Below are 18,537 nucleotides of genomic sequence, written 5' to 3' on the forward strand. Positions count from 1 at the left end.
TAAATGATCGATGTGCTCATCGTCGGAGGAGGCGGAGCGGGCCTGCGGGCGGCCATCGCGGTCGCCGAGGCTGTCAAAGCCGGGGGCCCTCCGCTCGCAGTGGCGGTCGTCTCGAAGGTCTACCCGATGCGCAGCCACACGGTCTCCGCCGAAGGCGGCGCCGCCGGGGTGATCGGCATCGGCGACACGCTCGACGAGCACTGCTACGACACGATCTCCGGCGGTGACTGGCTCTGCGACCAGGACGCGGTCGAGGCGTTCGTGGCCGAGGCACCCAAGGAGCTGATCCAGCTCGAGCACTGGGGCTGCCCCTGGAGCCGGGAGAGCGACGGCCGCGTCGCGGTCCGCCCGTTCGGCGGCATGAAGAAGATGCGCACCTGGTACGCCGCCGACAAGACGGGCTTCCATCTCCTGCACACCCTGTTCCAGACATCCCTGAAATATCAGGACGTCATCAGGTACGACGAGTGGTACGTCACCAAGCTCGTCGTCGACGACGGCCGCGTCCACGGCGTCGTGGCCGTCGAGATCAGGACCGGCCGCATCGAGACCATCGCGGCCAGGACCGTCATCCTGGCCACCGGCGGGTGCGGCCGCGTCTTCCCCTTCACCACGAACGCCGCCATCAAGACCGGCGACGGCATGGCCCTGGCCTACCGGGCGGGAGCGCCGCTCAAGGACATGGAGTTCGTCCAGTACCACCCGACCGGCCTGCCGTTCACCGGCATCCTCATCACCGAGGCGGCCAGGGCGGAGGGCGGCTGGCTGATCAACAAGGACGGCTACCGCTACCTGCAGGACTACGACCTCGGCAAGCCCACGCCCACGCCCAAGCTGCGCAGCATGGAGCTGGGCCCGCGCGACCGGCTCTCCCAGGCGTTCGTGCACGAGCAGCAGCTGGGCCGCACCGTGGACACGCCGTACGGGCCGGTCGTCTACCTCGACCTGCGCCACCTGGGCGAGGACAAGATCGACGCCCGCATCCCGTTCGTGCGCGAGCTCTGCAGGAGCTACCAGAACCTCGACCCGGCCACCGACCTCATCCCGGTACGCCCGGTCGTGCACTACATGATGGGCGGCGTCCACACCGACATCGACGGCGCCACCCCGATCGCCGGGCTGTTCGCGGCGGGGGAGACCGCCTGCGTGAGCATCAACGGCGCCAACCGGCTCGGCTCCAACTCGCTGCCGGAGTGCCTGGTCTTCGGCCGCCGCGCGGGCATCGCGGCCGCCGAGTTCGCGAGGTCGCACCGGGACGGCGAGGCGGCGGCCGTACGGACCCAGGGGGACGACGAGCGGCGGCGGTTGGAACGCGGGCGGGAGGGCAGCAGCACCGGTGAGCGGATCGCCGACCTGCGCGAGGAGATGCAGCACACGCTGGAGGGGGCGGCCGGTATCTACCGCACGGGCGACGTGCTCACCAAGGCCGTCGACACGCTCGCGGAGCTGCGCGAGCGCGCCGAGGAGGTGCGGATCGACGACACGAGCACCGCGTTCAACACCGAGCTGATCAACCTGCAGGAGCTGCACACGATGCTGGAGGTCGCGCAGACGATCGTGGCCTGCGCGCTGAACAGGCAGGAGTCGCGCGGCGCGCACCAGCGCACCGACTACCCCGCCAGGGACGACGACGCCTACCTCGCGCACTCGCTGGTGCACCGCGCGCCCGACGGCACCCCGTCCGTCGGGCTGCTGCCCGTGACGATCACCCGCTGGCCTCCGGGAGAAAGGGTGTACGGCCGTGACTGAGACCAAGGAAACGGCTACGCGGACGATCAGGATGGAGGTCGCCCGCTACCGGCCCGGCGAGGACGACGAGCCGGTGTTCCAGGGGTACGACGTGCCGCTCATGCCTGACTGGGCGGTGCTCGACGGGCTCAACCACATCAAGGACCAGCTCGACGGCAGCCTGTCGTACCGCTGGTCGTGCCGGATGGGCGTGTGCGGCTCCTGCGGCATGACCGTCAACGGCGAGCCCAGGCTGACCTGCGGCACCTTCCTCACCGAGTACGGCGAGGGCCCGATCAGGATCGAGCCGCTGAAAGGCTTCCCGGTGATCAGGGACCTGGTCGTGGACATCGACGGGTTCCTCGCCAAGCTGTCGTCCACGCGGCCGTGGCTGGTCAGAGAGGGCGAGGAGCTGCCGCTGACCACCGAGTACGCCCAGACGCCCGAGCAGCTGGACGCGTACAAGCAGTACAGCATGTGCATCAACTGCCTGCTCTGCTACTCGGCCTGCCCCGTCTACGTGCTCGACCCCGACTTCCTCGGCCCGGCCGCCATCGCGCTCGCCCAGCGCTACAACCTGGACTCGCGCGACATGGGCGACCGGTTCGACGTGCTGAACCAGGAGGACGCCGTGTGGGGGTGCACGTTCGTCGGCGAGTGCACGCGGGTCTGCCCCAAGCACGTGGACCCGGCCGAGGCCATCCAGCGCTACAAGCTGACCGCCGCCCTGCGCTCCGTCCTGCCGTGGAGCAGGCGATGACGGGCGCGTACCGGCCGCCGCGCGACAACCTGTGGTTCGCCCGCACCCGTCACTGCGCCTTCTTCGTGCTGCGCGAGCTGACCAGCGTCTTCGTGGCCTGGACGATCGTCTTCCTGCTGATGTTCGTCGACGCCGTGCGCACCGGGAGCCTCCAGGAGTTCGGCGCGCTGGCCGGCCGGCCGTGGATGATCGCGATCAACGTGCTCGCCCTGGCCGCGACCGTCCTCCACACGATCACGTTCCTCAACCTCGCCCCCAAGGCCACCGTCGTCCGGCTGGACGGCTGGCGGGTGCCCGCCTGGATGATCCAGGGCGGCAACCACTCGGCCTGGGTGGTGCTCTCCGTGCTGATCGCCTACTTCATCCTGAGGTCGCCATGAGACGCACCCTGGAGCCGTACCTGTGGCTGCTCTTCAGCGGTGGGGGAGTGGTGGCGGCGCTCCTGCTGCCGGTGCTCGTGCTGCTCTTCGGGGTGCTCATGCCGCTCGGCGTGGTGGACTGGCCGACGGCCGAGCACCTGCGCGCGCTGGCCGACAACGTGCTGGTGCGGCTCGCGCTCCTGGCGGTCGTCGTGCTCTGTCTTTTCCACGCCGCGCACCGCATCCGGTTCACCAGCGAGGAACTGCTCGGCATCGCCAGGTTCGACCTGGTTATAGCGGTGATCTGCTACGGGGGCGCGGTCGTGGGCGCGATAACGGCCGGGCTAATACTGTTCTGAGGCGCGGCGCGAACCATGCACCAAATGTCCCCCTTTGATCACGTTTCAACAACGTACTTTACGTTTCGTTGACTTACCCTCTAGCGTCCGGCATTGCACTCCCTTATGGCCATGCGCCCGGTGACCCCGGGCAGAGAGGGTAACTGGTGCCCAGCACGAAGCGCTTATTAGCAGCTTTCCCGGCGGTCGCCCTTCTCGGCGCCGCCCTGTCCGTGCCTACGGCTCAAGCGGCGTCAGCCGCCGACTACGAGCCCACGGCCGCGGACTACTACATCAATTACGCTCCGCCCGCGGTCGAGAAGGACCCGCAGGAGCCCTCGGTCAACGACGGCAAGCAGCGCTCGCTGACCCCGGCGCAGAAGTTCGACAGGAAGTTCACCAGCGGGAATCCGGCAGCCGGTCGCATTCTCGCCGCCCGCGAGAACCAGGCCATCAAGACCGGCCGCAACCCCGCTGAATGGATTTTCAAGAACTCCAAGCAGACCCGCACGGCCAAACTCCTGACGATCCTCGTCGAGTTCAACGACCAGGCCAACGACGACTTCTCGGGCTTCAACCGGCTGCGCACCGTCAACAGCGCACCCGACGACTGCGTGGTCGAGCCGGCCGGGACGCTCAAGAACGGTCCCCTGCACAACAACATCCCCGACCCGGCCACGCTGCCGCACAAGGACAACAACTCCTTCTGGGTCAAGGACTTCAGCACCGAGCACTTCAACAAGATGCTCTACACCGACAAGGGCATCACCGAGCGCGTGCGCCCCGACCTGAAGGACCCGCGCGACGGCAAGGCCGGCATCGACATCTCCGGCTACACGATGAAGAAGATGTACGAGGAGATGTCCAAGGGCGCCTACTCCGTCACCGGGTCGGCGGTCGGCTGGATCAAGGTCCCGCACTCCGAGGCCTACTACGGCGCGGCGAAGTGCGGCGGCGCTCCCCAGGACATGTCCGGCCACCCGGACAACCCGCTCGGCGCCCAGCAGCTGCCCATCGACGTCGTGCAGTCGCTGGCCAAGGCCCAGCCGAACTTCCCGTGGGCCGACTACGACCTCGAGGACACCTCCGACGCCGACGGCGACGGCAACTTCAACGAGCCCGACGGCGTGGTCGACCACCTGGTGCTGGTCCACGCCGGCAAGGACAAGTCATCCGACGGCGGCGCCCAGGGCACGTACGCGATCTGGGCCCACTCCAGCGCGGTCGCCGGCGGCTACAAGATCCCCGGCAGTGACAAGAAGATCTCCAACTACATCGTGCAGCCCGAGGACTCCGGCGTCGGCGTCTTCGCCCACGAGTACGGCCACGACCTGGGCCTGCCCGACCTGTACGACACCTCGGGCGCGGCCAGCTCGGCCGTGGACTTCTGGGACCTCATGTCCAGCGGCTCCCACTCCGGCCCCATCTTCCAGTCGATGCCGGCCCACATGGGCCTGTGGGACAAGTGGGTGCTCGGCTGGGCGAACCCGAAGACGTTCAACGCGGGCGACGCCGCCAGGCTCGTCACGGTCGGCCAGTCCTCGCGCACGCCCAGGCTCACCGAGGACGGCGTCCGGGTGAACGTGCCCTCCGCCCCGGTGAAGATGATCGACCCCCACAGCGGCTCGAACGCCTGGTGGAGCGGCCTGGACCAGGACTGGGCCAACCTCACGCTGACGCGCGACCTGCCCGTCCCCGCCGGGACCGATCTCAAGTTGTGGATGTGGAACAACTACGTGATCGAGCAGGACTGGGACTTCGGCTTCGTCGAGGTCTCGACCGACGGCGGCCAGACCTGGGCCCAGCAGAAGGTCTTCGACGAGGCCGGGAACGAGGTCAGCACGCCTGACGACTACCCGGACCCGAACAAGAACCTCAAGACCTTCGGCGACAAGAAGTACGGCCTCACCGGTGACAGCGGCGGCTGGCGGCACGACTACGTCAACCTGACGCCGTTCGCCGGGAAGACGGTCAAGCTGCGGCTGACGTACAACACCGACGCCGCCTTCGAGGAGCGCGGCTGGCACGCCGACGACTTCCAGCTCACCAACGGCGCCACGGCCGTGTGGAGCGACGACGTCGAGGGCGGCGACAACGGCTGGAAGGCCACTGGTGGCACCTTCACCAACACCAGCGGCCAGGGCTGGACCCGCAACAACGGCGAGCGCGAGATCTCCCGGTTCTACCTGGCCGAGTGGCGTAACTTCGACGGCTTCGACAACGGTCTGAAGTACACCTACGACACCGACTACTCCCGTGACGGGGCGTGGAAGGTGCAGAAGCTGGCCTACAACGCGCCGGGCCTGCTGGTGTGGTACCGCGACTCGACGTTCACCAACAACAACCTCTCCAACAACCTGCGGCTCCCGCCGAGCCTCGGCCCCAAGGGCAGCCTGCTGGTCGTGGACTCGCACTTCGAACCGCTGCGCCGCACCGGGACCGCGGCCGAGAAGGACCCGACGCTGCAGAAGAACCTGCAGGGGCGCGTCCAGTCGTCCAACGCCGCGTTCGGGTTCGGCAAGACGTACCCGTTCAAGGAGTGCATCGAGGCGGCGGACGAGCCGTTCAGCGCGTACTGCACGGACCTGCCCGCGCAGAAGGGCGTCCCGGCCTTCACCGACGCCAAGACCTGGTACCCGGGCCTCGAGGTCATCAACGGCAGTCTCTACTACCGTGACTTCGACGCCTCGGTGGTCGTGCCGTCGAAGGGCGACCAGGCGTACACCACCCGCGTGGTGCACCAGGACGGCACCCCCGCCACGGAGCTGTACGGCCAGGTGGTCGCCGGCTCGAAGCTCGGCACCGGCAACCCCGGTGACGAGGGCAAGGCGCTGGGCGTGCAGTTCAAGCTGGTGAGTCCGCTGCCGGGCAACCTGGGCGCCATCGTCCAGGTCGTCCCGCCGAAGAAGTAGTAGTGATCATGGGCCGCCGGGACCTCCTGGCGGCCCATACCATTGGTGTCCATGAGCGAATTGCGCACCAAGGACGAGCACACCGAGGCGATCCGGAGGGATCGCAAGGTGGCAGTGGTGGTCAACACTCGCTCGCGCCGGGGCCGCCGCCACTACTTCGAGGTCATCGAGCAGATCCACAACCTCGGGTTCGAGCCGCTGGCTGAGCTGTCGGTCTACAACCCCAAGCGGCTGCGCGAGCTGCTTGACACGGCCCTGGGCACCAAGCCCGACCTGCTCATCGTGGGCGGCGGCGACGGCACCCTCTCCTCGGCGGTGCGCCACGTGGCACACCGCGACGTGGCGCTCGGCGTGCTGCCGCTCGGCACCACCAACAACTTCGCCAGAAGCCTCGGCCTCCCGCTCGACCTGGCCGGGGCGATCAGGGTGTTCGCCACCGGCAAGGTGGCCGACATCGACCTCGGCATGGCCGACGACCGGCCGTTCGCCAACCTCGCCAGCTTCGGCGTCTCCGTCGAGGTGGCGGGCAGGGTCAAGCCGTGGCTCAAGCGCATCGTGGGGCGTCCCGCCTACCCGCTGACCGCGCTGACCATCCTGCCGGGGCACACGCCGTTCCGCGCGTACATCACCGTGGAGGGGCAGCGCCACGAGCTGCTCACTCACCAGCTCAACATCGCCAACGGCCGCTTCCACGGCGGCTGGCAGGTGGCCAGGGACATCAGCATCGACAACGGCCAGCTGGTCGCCTACCAGCTCGGCTCGGGCAAGAAGCTGCGGCTGCTCGGGGAGACCCTGATCAGGGCGACCACCGGGCGGTGGCGCAGCCTCGCCGGCGGGCCGTTCGTGGTGGGGCGCGAGATGCTGCTGGAGACCGACCCGCCGATGGCGGCGGACGTGGACGGCGAGGTACGGCTGCGCACGCCGATCCGGCTCCGGGTGGTGCCCAACGGCGTGCGCGTGATGGTGCCCGACTCCTTCGAGGACCGCTGACCACACCCGCTTGCGGCGGCCGGTGCCGAGTCAGGAGTCGGCGAGCGCCTGGTAGGCCCGGGTGAGGGTGCCGGCCAGGTCGGCAGGGGGCGGGAAGACGCGCAGGAGCAGGTCCGGGGCGGCCGTCGTGGGGCGGCGTTCGGGCCGGTGCGCCGTGGCGCCGGGCGCGTAGAAGTCGGCCAGCCGGTCGGCGAACGGCACGTCCTCCACCTCCACCCCGGACGCCTCCTCCGCCAGCGACCCGAGCAGCTGCTCCCGGGTACGGCCACGCCAGGCCAGCACCAGGAACGGGTCGTCGTCGAACGACTCGGCCAGCAGGTAGAGCACCGCCGACAGGTGCTTGCACGGGAAGCCCCAGTCGGGGCACGAGCAGTCCATGTCGAGGTCGCGGGGGAACAGGTCGATCCCGAGCGCGGCGAACAGCTCCTCGATCTCCGTCGGCATCTCTCCCGCCAGCAGCTTGGCCCGGTAGACGGCCTGCTCGGCGATCGACTCCTCGATGGCGGCCCAGCGCTGCTCGCCGTACGCCTCGATCCTGATCACGACCTCGTACGGACGGCGCCGCGAGCCCTGGACGGACGCCCTGACCTTGCCGGGGGACAGGTCGATCGACAGGACCTGGCCCTGGCGGGCGTACGCGCGGCCGCGCGTGAGGCGGCCCTTGTCGCAGATGCGCTCCAGGATGTCGATGAAGCGCCTGGACCACCAGGTGGAGCCGATGCTGCCCCGCTGGGTGCGGGCCCTGATGCCGCCCTCGACCCTGATCGGCCTGGCGTCCTCGAACCAGGCGCGCTTGTCGTCGGGCATCGTCAGCCCACCCCCTCCGCCGTGAGCCTGAACACCTCGCGCAGCTCGTCGGTCGACAGGTCCGTCAGCCAGTCCTCGCCGGTGCCGACCACCCGCTCGGCCAGGGCCTTCTTGCGCTCGATCATCTGGTCGACGCGCTCTTCGAGAGTGCCCGCGCAGATGAGCTTGCGTACCTGCACGTTCTTGCGCTGTCCGATGCGGAACGCCCGGTCGGTGGCCTGGTCCTCGACGGCCGGGTTCCACCAGCGGTCCACGTGGATGACGTGGTTGGCGGCGGTCAGGTTGAGCCCGACCCCGGCCGCCTTGAGCGACAGCACGAACAGCATCGGCTCGTCGTCGTGCTGGAACCGCTCGACCAGGCGGTCGCGGGTCTTCTTGGGCAGGCCGCCGTGCAGCCAGAGCACGGTGGTGTCGAGCCGCTGGGCGAGGTACGGCTGGAGCATGCTCCCGAATTCGGCATATTGCGTGAAAAGCAGAGCCTTTTCGCCTTCTGCCAGGATTTCTTCTGACAACTGCTCCAAGCGGGTGAGCTTGCCGGACCTGCCCGACAGGCGGGAGCCGTCCTTGAGCAGATGGGCCGGGTGGTTGCAGACCTGCTTGAGCTTGGCCATGGTCGCCAGCACCAGCCCGCGCCGCTCGATGCCCTCGCTCCCCTCGATCTTGGCCAGCATGTCGTCCACGACCGCCTGGTAGAGCGTGGCCTGCTCCGTGGTGAGCGGGCACCACTCCTTGACCTCCAGCTTCTCTGGCAAATCAGAAATAATCGATTTGTCGGTTTTGACGCGCCGGAGGATGAACGGCCCCGTCGCCCGCTTGAGCGCCTGAGCGGCCTGCTCGTCCTGGCGGGCCTCGATCGGCTCCTGGAAGCGGGTCCTGAACCGGGAACGCGGCCCCAGCAGCCCCGGGTTCGCGAACTCCATGATCGACCAGAGCTCGGCCAGGTGGTTCTCGACCGGGGTGCCCGTCAGGGCGAGCCTCGTGCCGGTCGGGATGGACCGTACGGCCTGGGCCTGCAGCGTGCCGCTGTTCTTGATCGCCTGGGCCTCGTCGCACACGACCCTGCGCCACTCGTGCTGTTTGAGCGCGTCCAGGTCGCGGTGGGCGGTGCCGTACGTGGTGATCACCAGATCGGCCCCCGGGATCAGGGCGGCGTCGCGCCCGCTGCCGTGGTGCACGTACACGCGCAGGCCGGGGGCGAACCTGGCGGCCTCCCGCTGCCAGTTGCCGACGAGGGACATGGGGCAGACGAGCAGCGTGGGGGTGCCGGCCCGCTCGTGGACGAGCAGGGCCAGCGTGGTGACCGTCTTGCCCAGCCCCATGTCGTCGGCCAGCACGCCGCCCAGGCCCAGCTCCGACAGGAAGCTCAGCCACGCCAGGCCGCGCTCCTGGTAGGGCCTGAGCGTGGCGTCCAGCCCGGCCGGGGTCGTGATGGGCACGAGCCGCCGCTCGGCCTGGCCGGACAGCAGCTCGCCGAGCACGCCGTCGGCGTCGACCGCCACCAGCGGCAGCTCGTCATCGCCCCAGAGATCGGTGCCGACGATGTGGCGCAGCATGTCCGAGGCGGTCGCCTCGCCCGTGCGGGAGCCCGCCACGGCTCTGAGCGCGGCCTTGAGCTGCCGGTCGTCCAGCTCCACCCACTGGCCGCGCACCCTGACCAGCGGCACCTTCAGCCGGGCCAGCTCGGCCAGCTCCGCCTCGCTGATCGTCTCGCCGCCCACCGCCAGCTCGACGCGGAAGTCGACCAGCTCCCGCATCCCGAACCCCTGGCCGGTGGCCGCCGTCTGCGCCTTGGCCCTGGTGGTCAGCTTCAGCCCCAGCTTCGTACGCCCGGCCCAGCGCGGCAGCTGCACCCCGAACCCGGCCGCCTGCAGCAGCGGCGCCGCCTGCCTCAGGAACCCGAACGCGCCCGCCGTGTCCAGCGCCAGCTCGCTCGGCCTGGGCCCGCGCAGGGCGTGGTCCAGCTCGGGATAGAGCCGGACGGCCCGGCCCAGCCCGGCGAGCAGCTCCCTCTCGGGAACGCCCGGCAGCCCGGCCACCTTCTCGCCGCTCCAGACGTGGGCGGCGGGGACGTAGAGACTGGGGTCGTCGGCGGCCTGCAACGCCAGCTCGACCCGCCAGTCGTCGGTGTCGGCGGGCTCCAGCAGGCGGAAGCAGACCCTGGTCGCGCCCTCGGCCGACTCGACCGAGTCACGCCACTTCTCCAGCTCCCGGCGCAGGTCCGGGACGTCGGGGCAGTCCGGCACGTCGCCGGTCAGGGCGGCCAGCCAGCGCTCGTGGAGCGTCCTGGGTGTGACGACCAGGGGCTCGGTGAGCGCCTGCCGGACGAGCGTGTCGGTGAACGCTTCGAGGGCCTCCCGCAGGACGTCCGCGGACGGCCGCTCGGTGCGGGAGGTGCGGCAGGCGGGCGGCATGGCCAGCGCCAGCTCCCGGAAGTATCCGGCGTCGGCCCCGGTCACCACCGGCCGCCACCCGGCCCGGGCGCCGGCCCGCGGAACCGCCCACATGGCCATGGAATCGCCGGGCTCGGGCTCGGGCTCCGGCTCGGGGGCGGTCGCGCCGGGGATGAGCTGCGGGATGACGCGGCCCCGGCGTACCAGGTCATGGGCGAAGGCGGCGACGGCGGCCCAGTGGCGCATGGTCGCGGTGCCGGTGTGCTCGGCCAGGACGTGCAGCGCCTGCGAGACCGGCGGGACGACCGCGGGAACCTGCCAGAGGCGCAGCCGCGGGCGCGTCACCTCGGCCAGCCGCCCGGTCTCCGGCGAGGGCAGCGGCTCCTTGGCCGAGCCGGGCAGGAGCAGCTCCAGCGTCCGTGACGGCGGCTCGTCGAGGACCAGCTCGGCGGCGACGCCGTCCGCGGGAGCGGCGAACGGATGGGGCACGCTCTCGGCCTCCGTGGGACGCCGCCGGCTCGCCGCGGGCACGGCGCCGGCCGTCTCCGCCCAGAAGGCGAGCCCTTCAGCCGACCAGACCCCGTGTACCAGCACCTCGGCAGGTTACCGCCCGGAACGGAAGATCGAACCCGCATGGCCCCCGCGCCCGCCCGCCAGGAAGATCGGGAGAGCTTAGGATCCTGACATGAGGTTTTCGGGGGCGGAGGACAAGTGGCGCGCGAAGCTGGGGAAGCTGCGCGACGTCATCAGGCAGGACCTCGTCACCCGCCAGCTCGCCGAGCACCTGCCCAAGGCCCCCTGTCACGTGCTCGACGTGGGGTCGGGCCAGGGCACGCAGGCGCTCAGGATGGCCGCCAGAGGCCATCACGTCGTCGCGCTCGACGCCTCCCGCGACCTCCTTCGCCTCCTGGAGGCCGGGATCCAGCCGGGCATGGCGGTCCGTACGGTCCAGGCGGAGGCCGAGCGGCTGGGGGAGCTGTTCGAGCCGGGCAGCTTCGACGCGGTCCTCTGCCACGGCGTGCTGATGTACTTCGACGACCCCGACCCGCTCCTCGCCGACCTGGCCCGCCTGCTCGCCCCCGGAGGCATCCTCTCGCTCCTCGTGCGGAACGGCGACGCCCTCGCCCTGCGACCCGGGCTCATGGGCGACTGGACGGGGGCGTTGCAGGCGTTCGAGGGCACCGGTTACGTCAACAGGCTCGGCGTCGCCGCCAGGGCCGACCGGCTCGGCGAGCTCACGCGGCGGCTGGCCGTACACGGACTCGAGGTACAAGAGTGGTACGGCGTACGCGTGTTCTGCGACGCCGTGCCCGACGACACGCCCATCCCCGACGACCTCGACGACCTGCTGGCGGCGGAGGAGCGGGCGGGCAGGACCGACCCCTACCGGGGCGTGGCCGCGCTGACCCACCTCATCTGCGGGAAGGCTTATATAAGCCATACCTGAAGTTGTAGAATGTTTGGTATGAACCCTCCCGGATCGTGGTGTGAGCGGCCCAAGCCCCAGGCTCCCTCCTGCGAGCTCCCGTCTCCGTGGAGCAGGCCGAAGCAGCCCGACAACTGGTGCGAGGTGCAGAAAGACCCCGTGCTGTCGGCGCTGGGGTTCCTGCTCAAGGTCGCCAAGCGGTAAGGGCCCGGTGATAGAAGGCCGCTTGGCTGGGTAGTCGCCTTCCTCACGGAGGAGGCGAACGTCGTGAACGACACCCACAAGCTGGTCAACGACCTCTCCGAGCAGGTCTCAAGGCTCGTGAGAGACGAGTTCCGCCTGGCGAGGATGGAGCTGGCGGAAAAAGGCAAGCGCGCGGGGTTCGGTGCGGGTCTGTTCGGCGCGGCGGGGATGGCCGCGTTCTTCGGCGGTGCCGCGCTCGTTGCCGCCGTCATCCTGCTCCTCGCCCTGGTGCTGCCCGGCTGGGCGGCCGCCGCCATCGTGGCGGGAGCGCTGTTCCTCATCGCCGCGATGCTCGGCCTGACCGGCCGGACCCAGGTGAAACGAGTCGGCCCACCCGTCCCGTCAGAGACTCTCGCGAGCGTCAAGGCCGACATCGACATGGTCAAGGAGAGGGCACGGCGATGAGCGAGACCGACCCCGGATACAGCGAGCAACACGCGGGCAACGTCGGCGCCCGCAGGGCGACCGTGGGCACGCCGACCGAACGCGAGTCCATCAACGTGCCTCCGACCAGGCCGGGCGCGGCGGAGAACGCCCGGCACGCGGAGGAGGCCCGTGCGGAGCACGAGACATTCATTCCCGAACCCCCCGTCCGCGACGAACGGGCGGAGGCCGCCGAGAGCCAGCGAGCCGAGGAGGAGACGGTGCCCACACCACGCGGGTCGCTCCACGACCAGTCGTCCCCGCTCCACGGGGTGCGCCACAGGGAAGAGCCTGACGTACGCAGGGACATCGAGGAGACCCGGCGGGAGCTGGGCGACACCGTCAGCGCCCTGGCCGCCAAGGCCGACGTGAAGGCCCGCGCGAGCCACGCGGCCGGGTCCGTCAGGGGCAAGGTGCGCGAGAGCACGCCGCGCCAGGTCAGGGACGCGGCACAGGCGGCGAGGAAGCGGCCCGTGCTGCTCATCGCCGCCGGGGGCGCCGCGGTGGCCTTCGCCGTCCGGAGCATGATGCGCGACCGCCGCCGCAGGTCCCGGTAAAGGGCGTCGGCGGGGGCCGATAGCCTGCCGGAATGATGCGTCGAACGGGCGTCCCCGCCGCCATGCCGGCTGTCCTGCTGGCCGTCCTGCTGGTGGCGGGGTGCGGCGGAGGCTCAGCGGTGAGCAATCTCGGCACAGTGGTCAAGGGCGCCAAGGGCTCGACCGTACGCGTCGAGCTGCGCTCCGGGCAGCGCTTCTCGCTGGCCGTCGCCGACAACCCGTCGGTGGGCGACAACTGGGACCTGGTCGCGGTCCCGGACCCGAAGGTGGCCTCGTTCATCAGCGAGGAGAGCAAGCACAAGGGCGAGGGGGTCGGGGCCGGCGGCACGACGTACTTCGTGTTCAACAGCAAGCGCCCGGGCGCGACGCAGATCAGGCTGCGCGACTGCTGGCGGTGCGGCCAGTCCACGACGCCGCCCAATGAGGAGAGCAGACAGCAGTCGGGCGAGGCCGTCTTCGACGTCACCGTGAAGTAGCCGCCGGCCCGCTAGGACGAGCGGGGCCGCCAGTCGCCGCGGTCCAGGTCGAGGTCCTCAGGCGCGTGCAGCCGCACCATGGTCCTGGCGACCCCCGCCGGCACCCGGTGCGGCGTCAGGAACGACACCGACACCATCACCGCGAACGCGATCGGCACCGTCCACGCCGCCGGCTGGGCGAGCAGGGCCCCCGCGGCCCCGTCGTGGGGACCGGCGACGATCGTGACGAGCACCGCCGCGCACGCCAGCCCCCCGCCCACGAACAGCCCGGCCAGCGCGCCCGTGGTCGAGAGGCGACGCCACCAGATGCCCAGCACCAGCAGCGGGCAGAACGACGAGGCCGCCACCGCGAACGCCAGCCCCACCACGTCCGCCACCGGCAGGGCCCGCGCCCAGAGCGCCAGGACCAGCGGCACCACCACCGCCATCAGCGTGGCGATCCGGAACGAGCGCACCCCGCCCTTGAGCAGGTCCTGCGCGATCACCCCCGCCACGGACACGGTCAGCCCCGACGAGGTGGACAGGAACGCGGCGAACGCCCCCGCCGTGACCAGCGCCGTCAGCACGTCGCCCAGCGTCCCGCCGACCATCCGCGCGGGCAGCGTCAGCACGACCGTGTCGGCCCCGATCACGTCGGGCGCGTAGAGCCGGCCGAGCCAGCCGTAGACGGCGGGCAGCAGGTAGAAGGCCCCGAGCAGGGTCAGCACGACCAGCGTGGTGCGGCGCGCGGCCCGGCCGTCCGGGTTGGTGTAGAACCGCACCAGCACGTGCGGCAGCCCCATGGTGCCGAGGAACGTGGCCAGGATCAGCGAGTACGTCGAGTACAGCCCGTACTCCTTGCCGCCGGACAGCGGCACCTGCCAGGTGGCGGCGTCCTGGACGCTCACCGGGGGCGCTCCGTCCGCCTTCCACGCCATCATCAGGAACACCAGCGGCACGGCCAGCGCCGTCAGCTTGAGCCAGTACTGGAACGCCTGCACGAACGTGATCGACCGCATGCCGCCGGACAGCACGTTCACCGCCACGACGACCGCGACCAGGAGCCCGCCGACCCACACGGGCGCGCCTGTGATCGTACGCAGCACCAGGCCCGCGCTCTGGAACTGCGGCATCAGGTAGAGCCAGCCGATCAGCACGACGAGCACGCTCGCGGTGCGGCGCACGGTCATCGACTCGAGCCTGGCCTCGGCGAAGTCCGGCAGCGTGTACGCCCCGGAGCGCCGCAGCGGCGCCGACACCAGCACCAGCAGCACGAGGTACCCGCCGGTCCAGCCGACGGGCAGCCAGAGCATGTCCACGCCGAACGACAGGATGAGCCCGGCGATGCCCAGGAACGAGGCGGCCGACAGGTACTCGCCGCCGATGGCCGAGGCGTTCCAGAGCGGGCTGACCGTGCGGGAGGCGACGTAGAAGTCGGAGGTGGTACGGGAGAACCTGATCCCGAACGCCCCGATGAGCACGGCCGCCACCATGACCACCAATACCGCCGTCAGGCTCATGCGACCGGCTCCGCCGCTCGCATGAGCCTGAAGAGGACGCGTTTGATGATTCGCTCGCTACGCCCGCTCATTGGCGCTCGACCAGCTCGGCGAAGTGGCGTTCGTTCCGCTCGGCCTGGCGCACGTACAGCCAGGCGCCTATGACGAAGGCGGGGTAGATGAGCCCGCCGAGCACCGCCCACGGCAGCGGGATGCCGAGCAGGTGCACCGAGCGCAGCTGGGGGATGAGCAGGAACAGCAGCGGCAGCCCGCCCACCACGCAGGCGAGCACCGTGCACACGAACAGCGCCAGCCTGAACTGGGTGCGCAGGAACGAGCGCATGTAGACCTCGCCCAGCCGGGTCTGCTCGTCGATCTCCCTGGTGGCCGGGTAACGGGGGCGGCGGGCGGCGGCCGTGCGCGGGCTCGTCACGGCCACCCTGCGCGTGCTCTCCCGCCGGGAGGCGTCGGTCTTGGGGAGGGGCGCCCGGCGTGCGGGCCGCGGCTCGGGGCTCATCACGGCGCCGACCTCGCCTTCCTGGCCCGGCGGACCAGCAGGTCCCGTAGTTCGCGGGTGTGGCGGCGGCTGACCGGCAGCTCCGTGTCGCCGACCCGCACCGTGCACTTGCCCGAGTCGATGTGCAGCTCCTCGATGTGCTTGACCGCCACCAGATGGCTGCGGTGCACGCGGACGAACCCGGCCGAGGCCCACCGTTCCTCCAGGGTGGCCAGCGGGATCCGGACCAGATGGCTGCCCGTCGCCGTGTGCAGCCGCGCGTAGTCCCCGTGCGCCTCCACGTAGATCACGTCGGCGCTGGAGACGAACCGCGTCACCCCGCCCAGCTCGACCGGGATGGTGTCCGTCTCCCCGCCCTCGACGGGCACGTCGGCGGAGACCGCCACCCGTCTGATCGCCTCCGCCAGCCGCTCCGGCCGTACGGGTTTGAGCAGGTAGTCCTCGGCCTTGATCTCGAACGCGTCCACGGCGTGCTCCTCGTACGCCGTCACGAACACCACCCGCGGCGGGTTCGCGAACTGCGACAGCAGCCGCCCGAGCACCACCCCGTCGAGCCCGCGCATGCGGATGTCGAGGAAGACCGCGTCGATCGGGCGGCCGTCGGCGATGGCGCGGTCGAGCAGCCGCAGCGCCGCCGCGCCGTCCCTGGCGGAGGCCACCTCGCCGATGCGGGGATCGGCACGCAGCAGGTACGACAGGTCTTCGAGGGCAGGCAGCTCGTCGTCGACCGCGAGGACCCGTAGTTGTGCCATAGATAGTGATAAAACAGACAACAAAGATCAAGGTCAACGGGCAGAGACGCCTGGGTGATACTTCGGCAACCTGACGTTGACCTTCGTGCCCGCTCCCTGGGCGGTCTCGACGACGAGACCGTACTCGTCGCCGTACACCTGGCGCAGCCGCTCGTCCACGTTCGCCAGCCCCACGCCGCCCGATGCGGGGATGTCACCTGCGAGGATGCGGCGCAGCCGATCGGGGTCCATGCCGAGCCCGTCGTCCTCGACGCTGATGCGGCACTCGGCGCCCGCGTCCTCGGCGATGATCGTGATGCGGCCGACGCCGTTGCGGCTCTCCAGGCCGTGCCTGACGGCGTTCTCGACCAGCGGCTGCAGGCACAGGAACGGCACCGCGACCGGCAGCACCTCGGGCGCGATGCGCAGCGTCACCTGGAGCTGGTCGCCGAACCTGGCCCGCTCCAGGATCAGGTAGCGGTCGATCGAGCGCAGCTCCTCGGCGAGCGTGGTGAACTCGCCGTGCCTGCGGAAGGAGTAGCGGGTGAAGTCCGCGAACTCCAGCAGCAGTTCCCTGGCCCGCTCCGGATCGGTGCGGACGAAGGAGGCGATCGTGGTGAGCGAGTTGTAGATGAAGTGCGGCGAGATCTGCGCGCGCAGCGCCCGCACCTCGGCCTCCATGAGCAGCGTGCGCGAGCGGTCCAGCTCGGCCAGCTCCAGCTGGGAGTCCACCCATCCGGCCACCTCCTGGGCGGCCCTGACCAGGCCGGCGGAGGCGGTCTGCCCGTAGGCGGCGAGGGCGCCGACCACCCGGTCGTCGGTGGTGAGCGGCACGACGACGGCGTGGCGGATGGGGCATTCGAGCAGCTCGCAGTCGATGGTCAGCACCTGGGTGCGGCCGTCCTTCAAGGTGGCCGCCGCGTGCTCGAACGCCTGGTCGGCGTGGTGGTCGCCGTCGCCGTCGTACACGAGCAGCCGTTCGCCGTCGGTGATGGCGAGGGCGGCGCAGCCGAGCAGCGCGCGCAGGTGCCGTGAGGCGCGCTCGGCGCCGTCGGCGGTCAGCCCGGCCCGCAGCGGCGGCCCGGCCAGCGAGGCGGTGTGCAGGGTCTCGAACGCGGCCCGCTCCGCCGGGCTGGTGCCCAGCTCGCGGCGGCCCCGCATGACGCGCCAGAGCACGATCGCGGGCACGCCGACGAGCACCGCCACCACGGCGACGCCGACCACGTACTCCACGCAGCGGAGCTTAGCTCAGAGGGCCTTCGCTATCAGATCGGCGTACGAGGCGGCCTCCTCGGTGGAGTCGTACCTGGTCCGCGGCCAGAAGAAGCCGCGCAGCCCGTCTTTCCTGTTGCGCGGCACGATGTGCACGTGCAGGTGGGGCACGCTCTGGCTGACGCGGTTGTTCATGGCCACGAAGGAGCCGGCGACCTGCAGACCCTTCTCCACCGCCCTGGCCATGGCCTGCACCCGCTCGAAGAACGGTCCCACGTCGGCCAGGTCGGTGAGCGTCTCCACATGGATCCTCGGCACCACCAGCACGTGCCCCTTGAAGACCGGCCGCGCGTCCAGGAACGAGACCGCCACCTCGTCGGAGTGGACCATGGTCGCCGGTCGCTCACCCGCGATGATCTCGCAGAACGGGTCGGTGCTCACGGCCTGACCTTGTCCGCGAAGGCCGTCCAGCTCGTCACGTTGGGCGCCGACCACTCGGAAGGGGCGTGCAGGAACCGCTCGCCCACCCGCTCGCGCAGCCGTTCCGGCACCTCGGCCACCTTGGCGCCCCTGCAGTGGTAGACCAGCCCGCCCCCGCGCTGCCCCATCGCCATCCACGGCAGCCACGGCGACACCCGGCACCACGAGAACACGCACGGCACGTCCGGCACGCCGGAGTCCAGGTCCTCGGCCGAGGTGAAGAACTGGAACAGCTCCAGCGCCCGGTACGTGTCGTTCGCCGAGTTCTCGGGATAGTCGGCGACCTTCAGCGGCGAAGGGTAGGCCAGCCGGATGTCCACGTTGTGGACCACCTGGTCGCCCAGGCGGGTCGTGGGCACAGGGTAGGCGCCGAGCCGCTGGTTGACCGGGTCGTTGAAGACGTGCTGCACCTCGACCGTCCGCTCCGTGAACGGGTTGTCCCAGGAGTCGAGCACCTGCCTGCTCCCGGGGTCGAGGTAGAGGGCGGCTTCCCTGGTCAGCAGCTGCCAGCCGCCGTCGGTCTCGACGGCCCTGGCCACGTTGAGCCCCTCGAACCCGAACAGGTGGTGCGGCCCGCCGTCGTCCTGCCAGCCGTACACGTCGCCGGTCCAGTAGGAGATCGTCTCCGCGCCGTCGGAGGACGCGCGCACCCGGATGAAATCCATGATCCCCACAGTAGTCCGTTGCTTTGCGACATGGTGTTGCTATCT

The 18,537-nt window shown here is 70.5% G+C and carries 19 protein-coding genes; 11 read left to right on the top strand and 8 right to left on the bottom strand.

Annotated elements, in window-relative coordinates; translation table 11 throughout:
• Window positions 1-3: 3 nt before the first annotated feature.
• The 6 genes from frdA (at window position 4) to ABD830_RS27585 (ending at window position 7,087) form a co-directional block, all read left to right on the top strand.
• The gene (gene frdA, locus ABD830_RS27560; RefSeq protein WP_344993308.1) at window positions 4-1,749 is read left to right on the top strand and encodes a fumarate reductase (quinol) flavoprotein subunit; all 1,746 of its coding nucleotides are present in this window, start codon (window positions 4-6) and stop codon (window positions 1,747-1,749) included.
• Window positions 1,742-2,488 (top strand): succinate dehydrogenase iron-sulfur subunit, encoded by a 747-nt coding sequence (gene sdhB / locus ABD830_RS27565; protein WP_344993311.1) that lies wholly within the window; start codon window positions 1,742-1,744, stop codon window positions 2,486-2,488. The genes frdA and sdhB overlap by 8 nt, the downstream gene beginning before the upstream one ends.
• Window positions 2,485-2,868, top strand: a complete 384-nt coding sequence (locus ABD830_RS27570; protein ID WP_344993314.1) for a hypothetical protein — start codon at window positions 2,485-2,487, stop codon at window positions 2,866-2,868. The genes sdhB and ABD830_RS27570 overlap by 4 nt, the downstream gene beginning before the upstream one ends.
• Entirely contained in the window at window positions 2,865-3,206 is a 342-nt protein-coding gene (frdD, locus tag ABD830_RS27575) for a fumarate reductase subunit FrdD (protein ID WP_344993317.1), read from the top strand. Before ABD830_RS27570 ends, frdD begins: the two co-directional genes overlap by 4 nt.
• A gap of 146 nt (window positions 3,207-3,352) precedes the next feature.
• The gene (locus tag ABD830_RS27580) at window positions 3,353-6,097 is read left to right on the top strand and encodes an immune inhibitor A domain-containing protein (RefSeq protein ID WP_344993320.1); all 2,745 of its coding nucleotides are present in this window, start codon (window positions 3,353-3,355) and stop codon (window positions 6,095-6,097) included.
• Window positions 6,098-6,148: 51 nt separating this feature from the next.
• Window positions 6,149-7,087, top strand: a complete 939-nt coding sequence (locus tag ABD830_RS27585) for a diacylglycerol/lipid kinase family protein (RefSeq protein WP_344993323.1) — start codon at window positions 6,149-6,151, stop codon at window positions 7,085-7,087.
• Between the two features lie 30 nt (window positions 7,088-7,117).
• On the opposite strand, the gene ABD830_RS27590 is transcribed toward ABD830_RS27585, so the two are convergent.
• Window positions 7,118-7,894 carry an SWIM zinc finger family protein gene (locus ABD830_RS27590; protein ID WP_344993326.1) on the bottom strand — a complete coding sequence of 259 codons (777 nt, stop codon included), beginning with the start codon at window positions 7,892-7,894 and terminating at the stop codon, window positions 7,118-7,120.
• Window positions 7,895-7,896: 2 nt separating this feature from the next.
• Window positions 7,897-10,878 carry a DEAD/DEAH box helicase gene (locus ABD830_RS27595; RefSeq protein ID WP_344993328.1) on the bottom strand — a complete coding sequence of 994 codons (2,982 nt, stop codon included), beginning with the start codon at window positions 10,876-10,878 and terminating at the stop codon, window positions 7,897-7,899.
• A 91-nt stretch (window positions 10,879-10,969) separates the two neighbouring features.
• Between ABD830_RS27595 and ABD830_RS27600 the strand changes: the two genes are divergently transcribed.
• From ABD830_RS27600 to ABD830_RS27620, 5 genes are all read left to right on the top strand, one after another.
• Window positions 10,970-11,731 (top strand): methyltransferase domain-containing protein, encoded by a 762-nt coding sequence (locus ABD830_RS27600; RefSeq protein ID WP_344993331.1) that lies wholly within the window; start codon window positions 10,970-10,972, stop codon window positions 11,729-11,731.
• A gap of 18 nt (window positions 11,732-11,749) precedes the next feature.
• On the top strand, window positions 11,750-11,914 hold the full coding sequence (locus ABD830_RS27605; RefSeq protein ID WP_344993334.1) for a hypothetical protein: 165 nt from the start codon (window positions 11,750-11,752) through the stop codon (window positions 11,912-11,914).
• Window positions 11,915-11,977: 63 nt separating this feature from the next.
• Window positions 11,978-12,358, top strand: a complete 381-nt coding sequence (locus tag ABD830_RS27610) for a phage holin family protein (RefSeq protein WP_344993337.1) — start codon at window positions 11,978-11,980, stop codon at window positions 12,356-12,358.
• Complete coding sequence (locus ABD830_RS27615; protein WP_344993340.1) at window positions 12,355-12,933, top strand: DUF3618 domain-containing protein; 579 nt, start codon at window positions 12,355-12,357, stop codon at window positions 12,931-12,933. Before ABD830_RS27610 ends, ABD830_RS27615 begins: the two co-directional genes overlap by 4 nt.
• Window positions 12,934-12,965: 32 nt before the next feature.
• Complete coding sequence (locus ABD830_RS27620; RefSeq protein WP_344993342.1) at window positions 12,966-13,409, top strand: protease inhibitor I42 family protein; 444 nt, start codon at window positions 12,966-12,968, stop codon at window positions 13,407-13,409.
• 11 nt (window positions 13,410-13,420) lie between these two features.
• Here ABD830_RS27620 and ABD830_RS27625 read toward each other — a convergent pair whose 3' ends face one another.
• The 6 genes from ABD830_RS27625 to ABD830_RS27650 form a co-directional block, all read right to left on the bottom strand.
• Entirely contained in the window at window positions 13,421-14,908 is a 1,488-nt protein-coding gene (locus ABD830_RS27625; RefSeq protein ID WP_344993345.1) for a sodium/solute symporter, read from the bottom strand.
• A 67-nt stretch (window positions 14,909-14,975) separates the two neighbouring features.
• On the bottom strand, window positions 14,976-15,404 hold the full coding sequence (locus tag ABD830_RS27630; RefSeq protein ID WP_344993348.1) for a hypothetical protein: 429 nt from the start codon (window positions 15,402-15,404) through the stop codon (window positions 14,976-14,978).
• Window positions 15,404-16,156, bottom strand: a complete 753-nt coding sequence (locus ABD830_RS27635; RefSeq protein ID WP_344993351.1) for a LytR/AlgR family response regulator transcription factor — start codon at window positions 16,154-16,156, stop codon at window positions 15,404-15,406. The genes ABD830_RS27630 and ABD830_RS27635 overlap by 1 nt, the downstream gene beginning before the upstream one ends.
• Before the next feature lie 33 nt (window positions 16,157-16,189).
• Window positions 16,190-17,368 (bottom strand): sensor histidine kinase, encoded by a 1,179-nt coding sequence (locus tag ABD830_RS27640; protein ID WP_344993354.1) that lies wholly within the window; start codon window positions 17,366-17,368, stop codon window positions 16,190-16,192.
• Window positions 17,369-17,383: 15 nt separating this feature from the next.
• Window positions 17,384-17,788: an HIT family protein gene (locus ABD830_RS27645; protein WP_344993356.1), complete on the bottom strand. Its 405-nt coding sequence runs from the start codon at window positions 17,786-17,788 to the stop codon at window positions 17,384-17,386.
• The gene (locus ABD830_RS27650) at window positions 17,785-18,492 is read right to left on the bottom strand and encodes a DUF1838 family protein (RefSeq protein WP_344993358.1); all 708 of its coding nucleotides are present in this window, start codon (window positions 18,490-18,492) and stop codon (window positions 17,785-17,787) included. The genes ABD830_RS27645 and ABD830_RS27650 overlap by 4 nt, the downstream gene beginning before the upstream one ends.
• Window positions 18,493-18,537: the final 45 nt, after the last annotated feature.

Origin of the sequence: Nonomuraea helvata (genome assembly GCF_039535785.1) — a bacterium.
GTDB classification, from domain to species: domain Bacteria; phylum Actinomycetota; class Actinomycetes; order Streptosporangiales; family Streptosporangiaceae; genus Nonomuraea; species Nonomuraea helvata.

Excerpts from the sequence above, each read along its gene's own strand:
- frdA (WP_344993308.1), top strand. The coding sequence starts at position 4 with ATGATCGATGTGCTCATCGTCGGAGGAGGCGGAGCGGGCCTGCGGGCG.
- ABD830_RS27570 (WP_344993314.1), top strand. The coding sequence starts at position 2,485 with ATGACGGGCGCGTACCGGCCGCCGCGCGACAACCTGTGGTTCGCCCGC.
- frdD (WP_344993317.1), top strand. The coding sequence starts at position 2,865 with ATGAGACGCACCCTGGAGCCGTACCTGTGGCTGCTCTTCAGCGGTGGG.
- ABD830_RS27585 (WP_344993323.1), top strand. The coding sequence starts at position 6,149 with ATGAGCGAATTGCGCACCAAGGACGAGCACACCGAGGCGATCCGGAGG.
- ABD830_RS27590 (WP_344993326.1), bottom strand. The coding sequence starts at position 7,894 with ATGCCCGACGACAAGCGCGCCTGGTTCGAGGACGCCAGGCCGATCAGG.
- ABD830_RS27600 (WP_344993331.1), top strand. The coding sequence starts at position 10,970 with ATGAGGTTTTCGGGGGCGGAGGACAAGTGGCGCGCGAAGCTGGGGAAG.
- ABD830_RS27605 (WP_344993334.1), top strand. The coding sequence starts at position 11,750 with ATGAACCCTCCCGGATCGTGGTGTGAGCGGCCCAAGCCCCAGGCTCCC.
- ABD830_RS27615 (WP_344993340.1), top strand. The coding sequence starts at position 12,355 with ATGAGCGAGACCGACCCCGGATACAGCGAGCAACACGCGGGCAACGTC.
- ABD830_RS27620 (WP_344993342.1), top strand. The coding sequence starts at position 12,966 with ATGATGCGTCGAACGGGCGTCCCCGCCGCCATGCCGGCTGTCCTGCTG.
- ABD830_RS27625 (WP_344993345.1), bottom strand. The coding sequence starts at position 14,908 with ATGAGCCTGACGGCGGTATTGGTGGTCATGGTGGCGGCCGTGCTCATC.
- ABD830_RS27630 (WP_344993348.1), bottom strand. The coding sequence starts at position 15,404 with ATGAGCCCCGAGCCGCGGCCCGCACGCCGGGCGCCCCTCCCCAAGACC.
- ABD830_RS27635 (WP_344993351.1), bottom strand. The coding sequence starts at position 16,156 with ATGGCACAACTACGGGTCCTCGCGGTCGACGACGAGCTGCCTGCCCTC.
- ABD830_RS27650 (WP_344993358.1), bottom strand. The coding sequence starts at position 18,492 with ATGGATTTCATCCGGGTGCGCGCGTCCTCCGACGGCGCGGAGACGATC.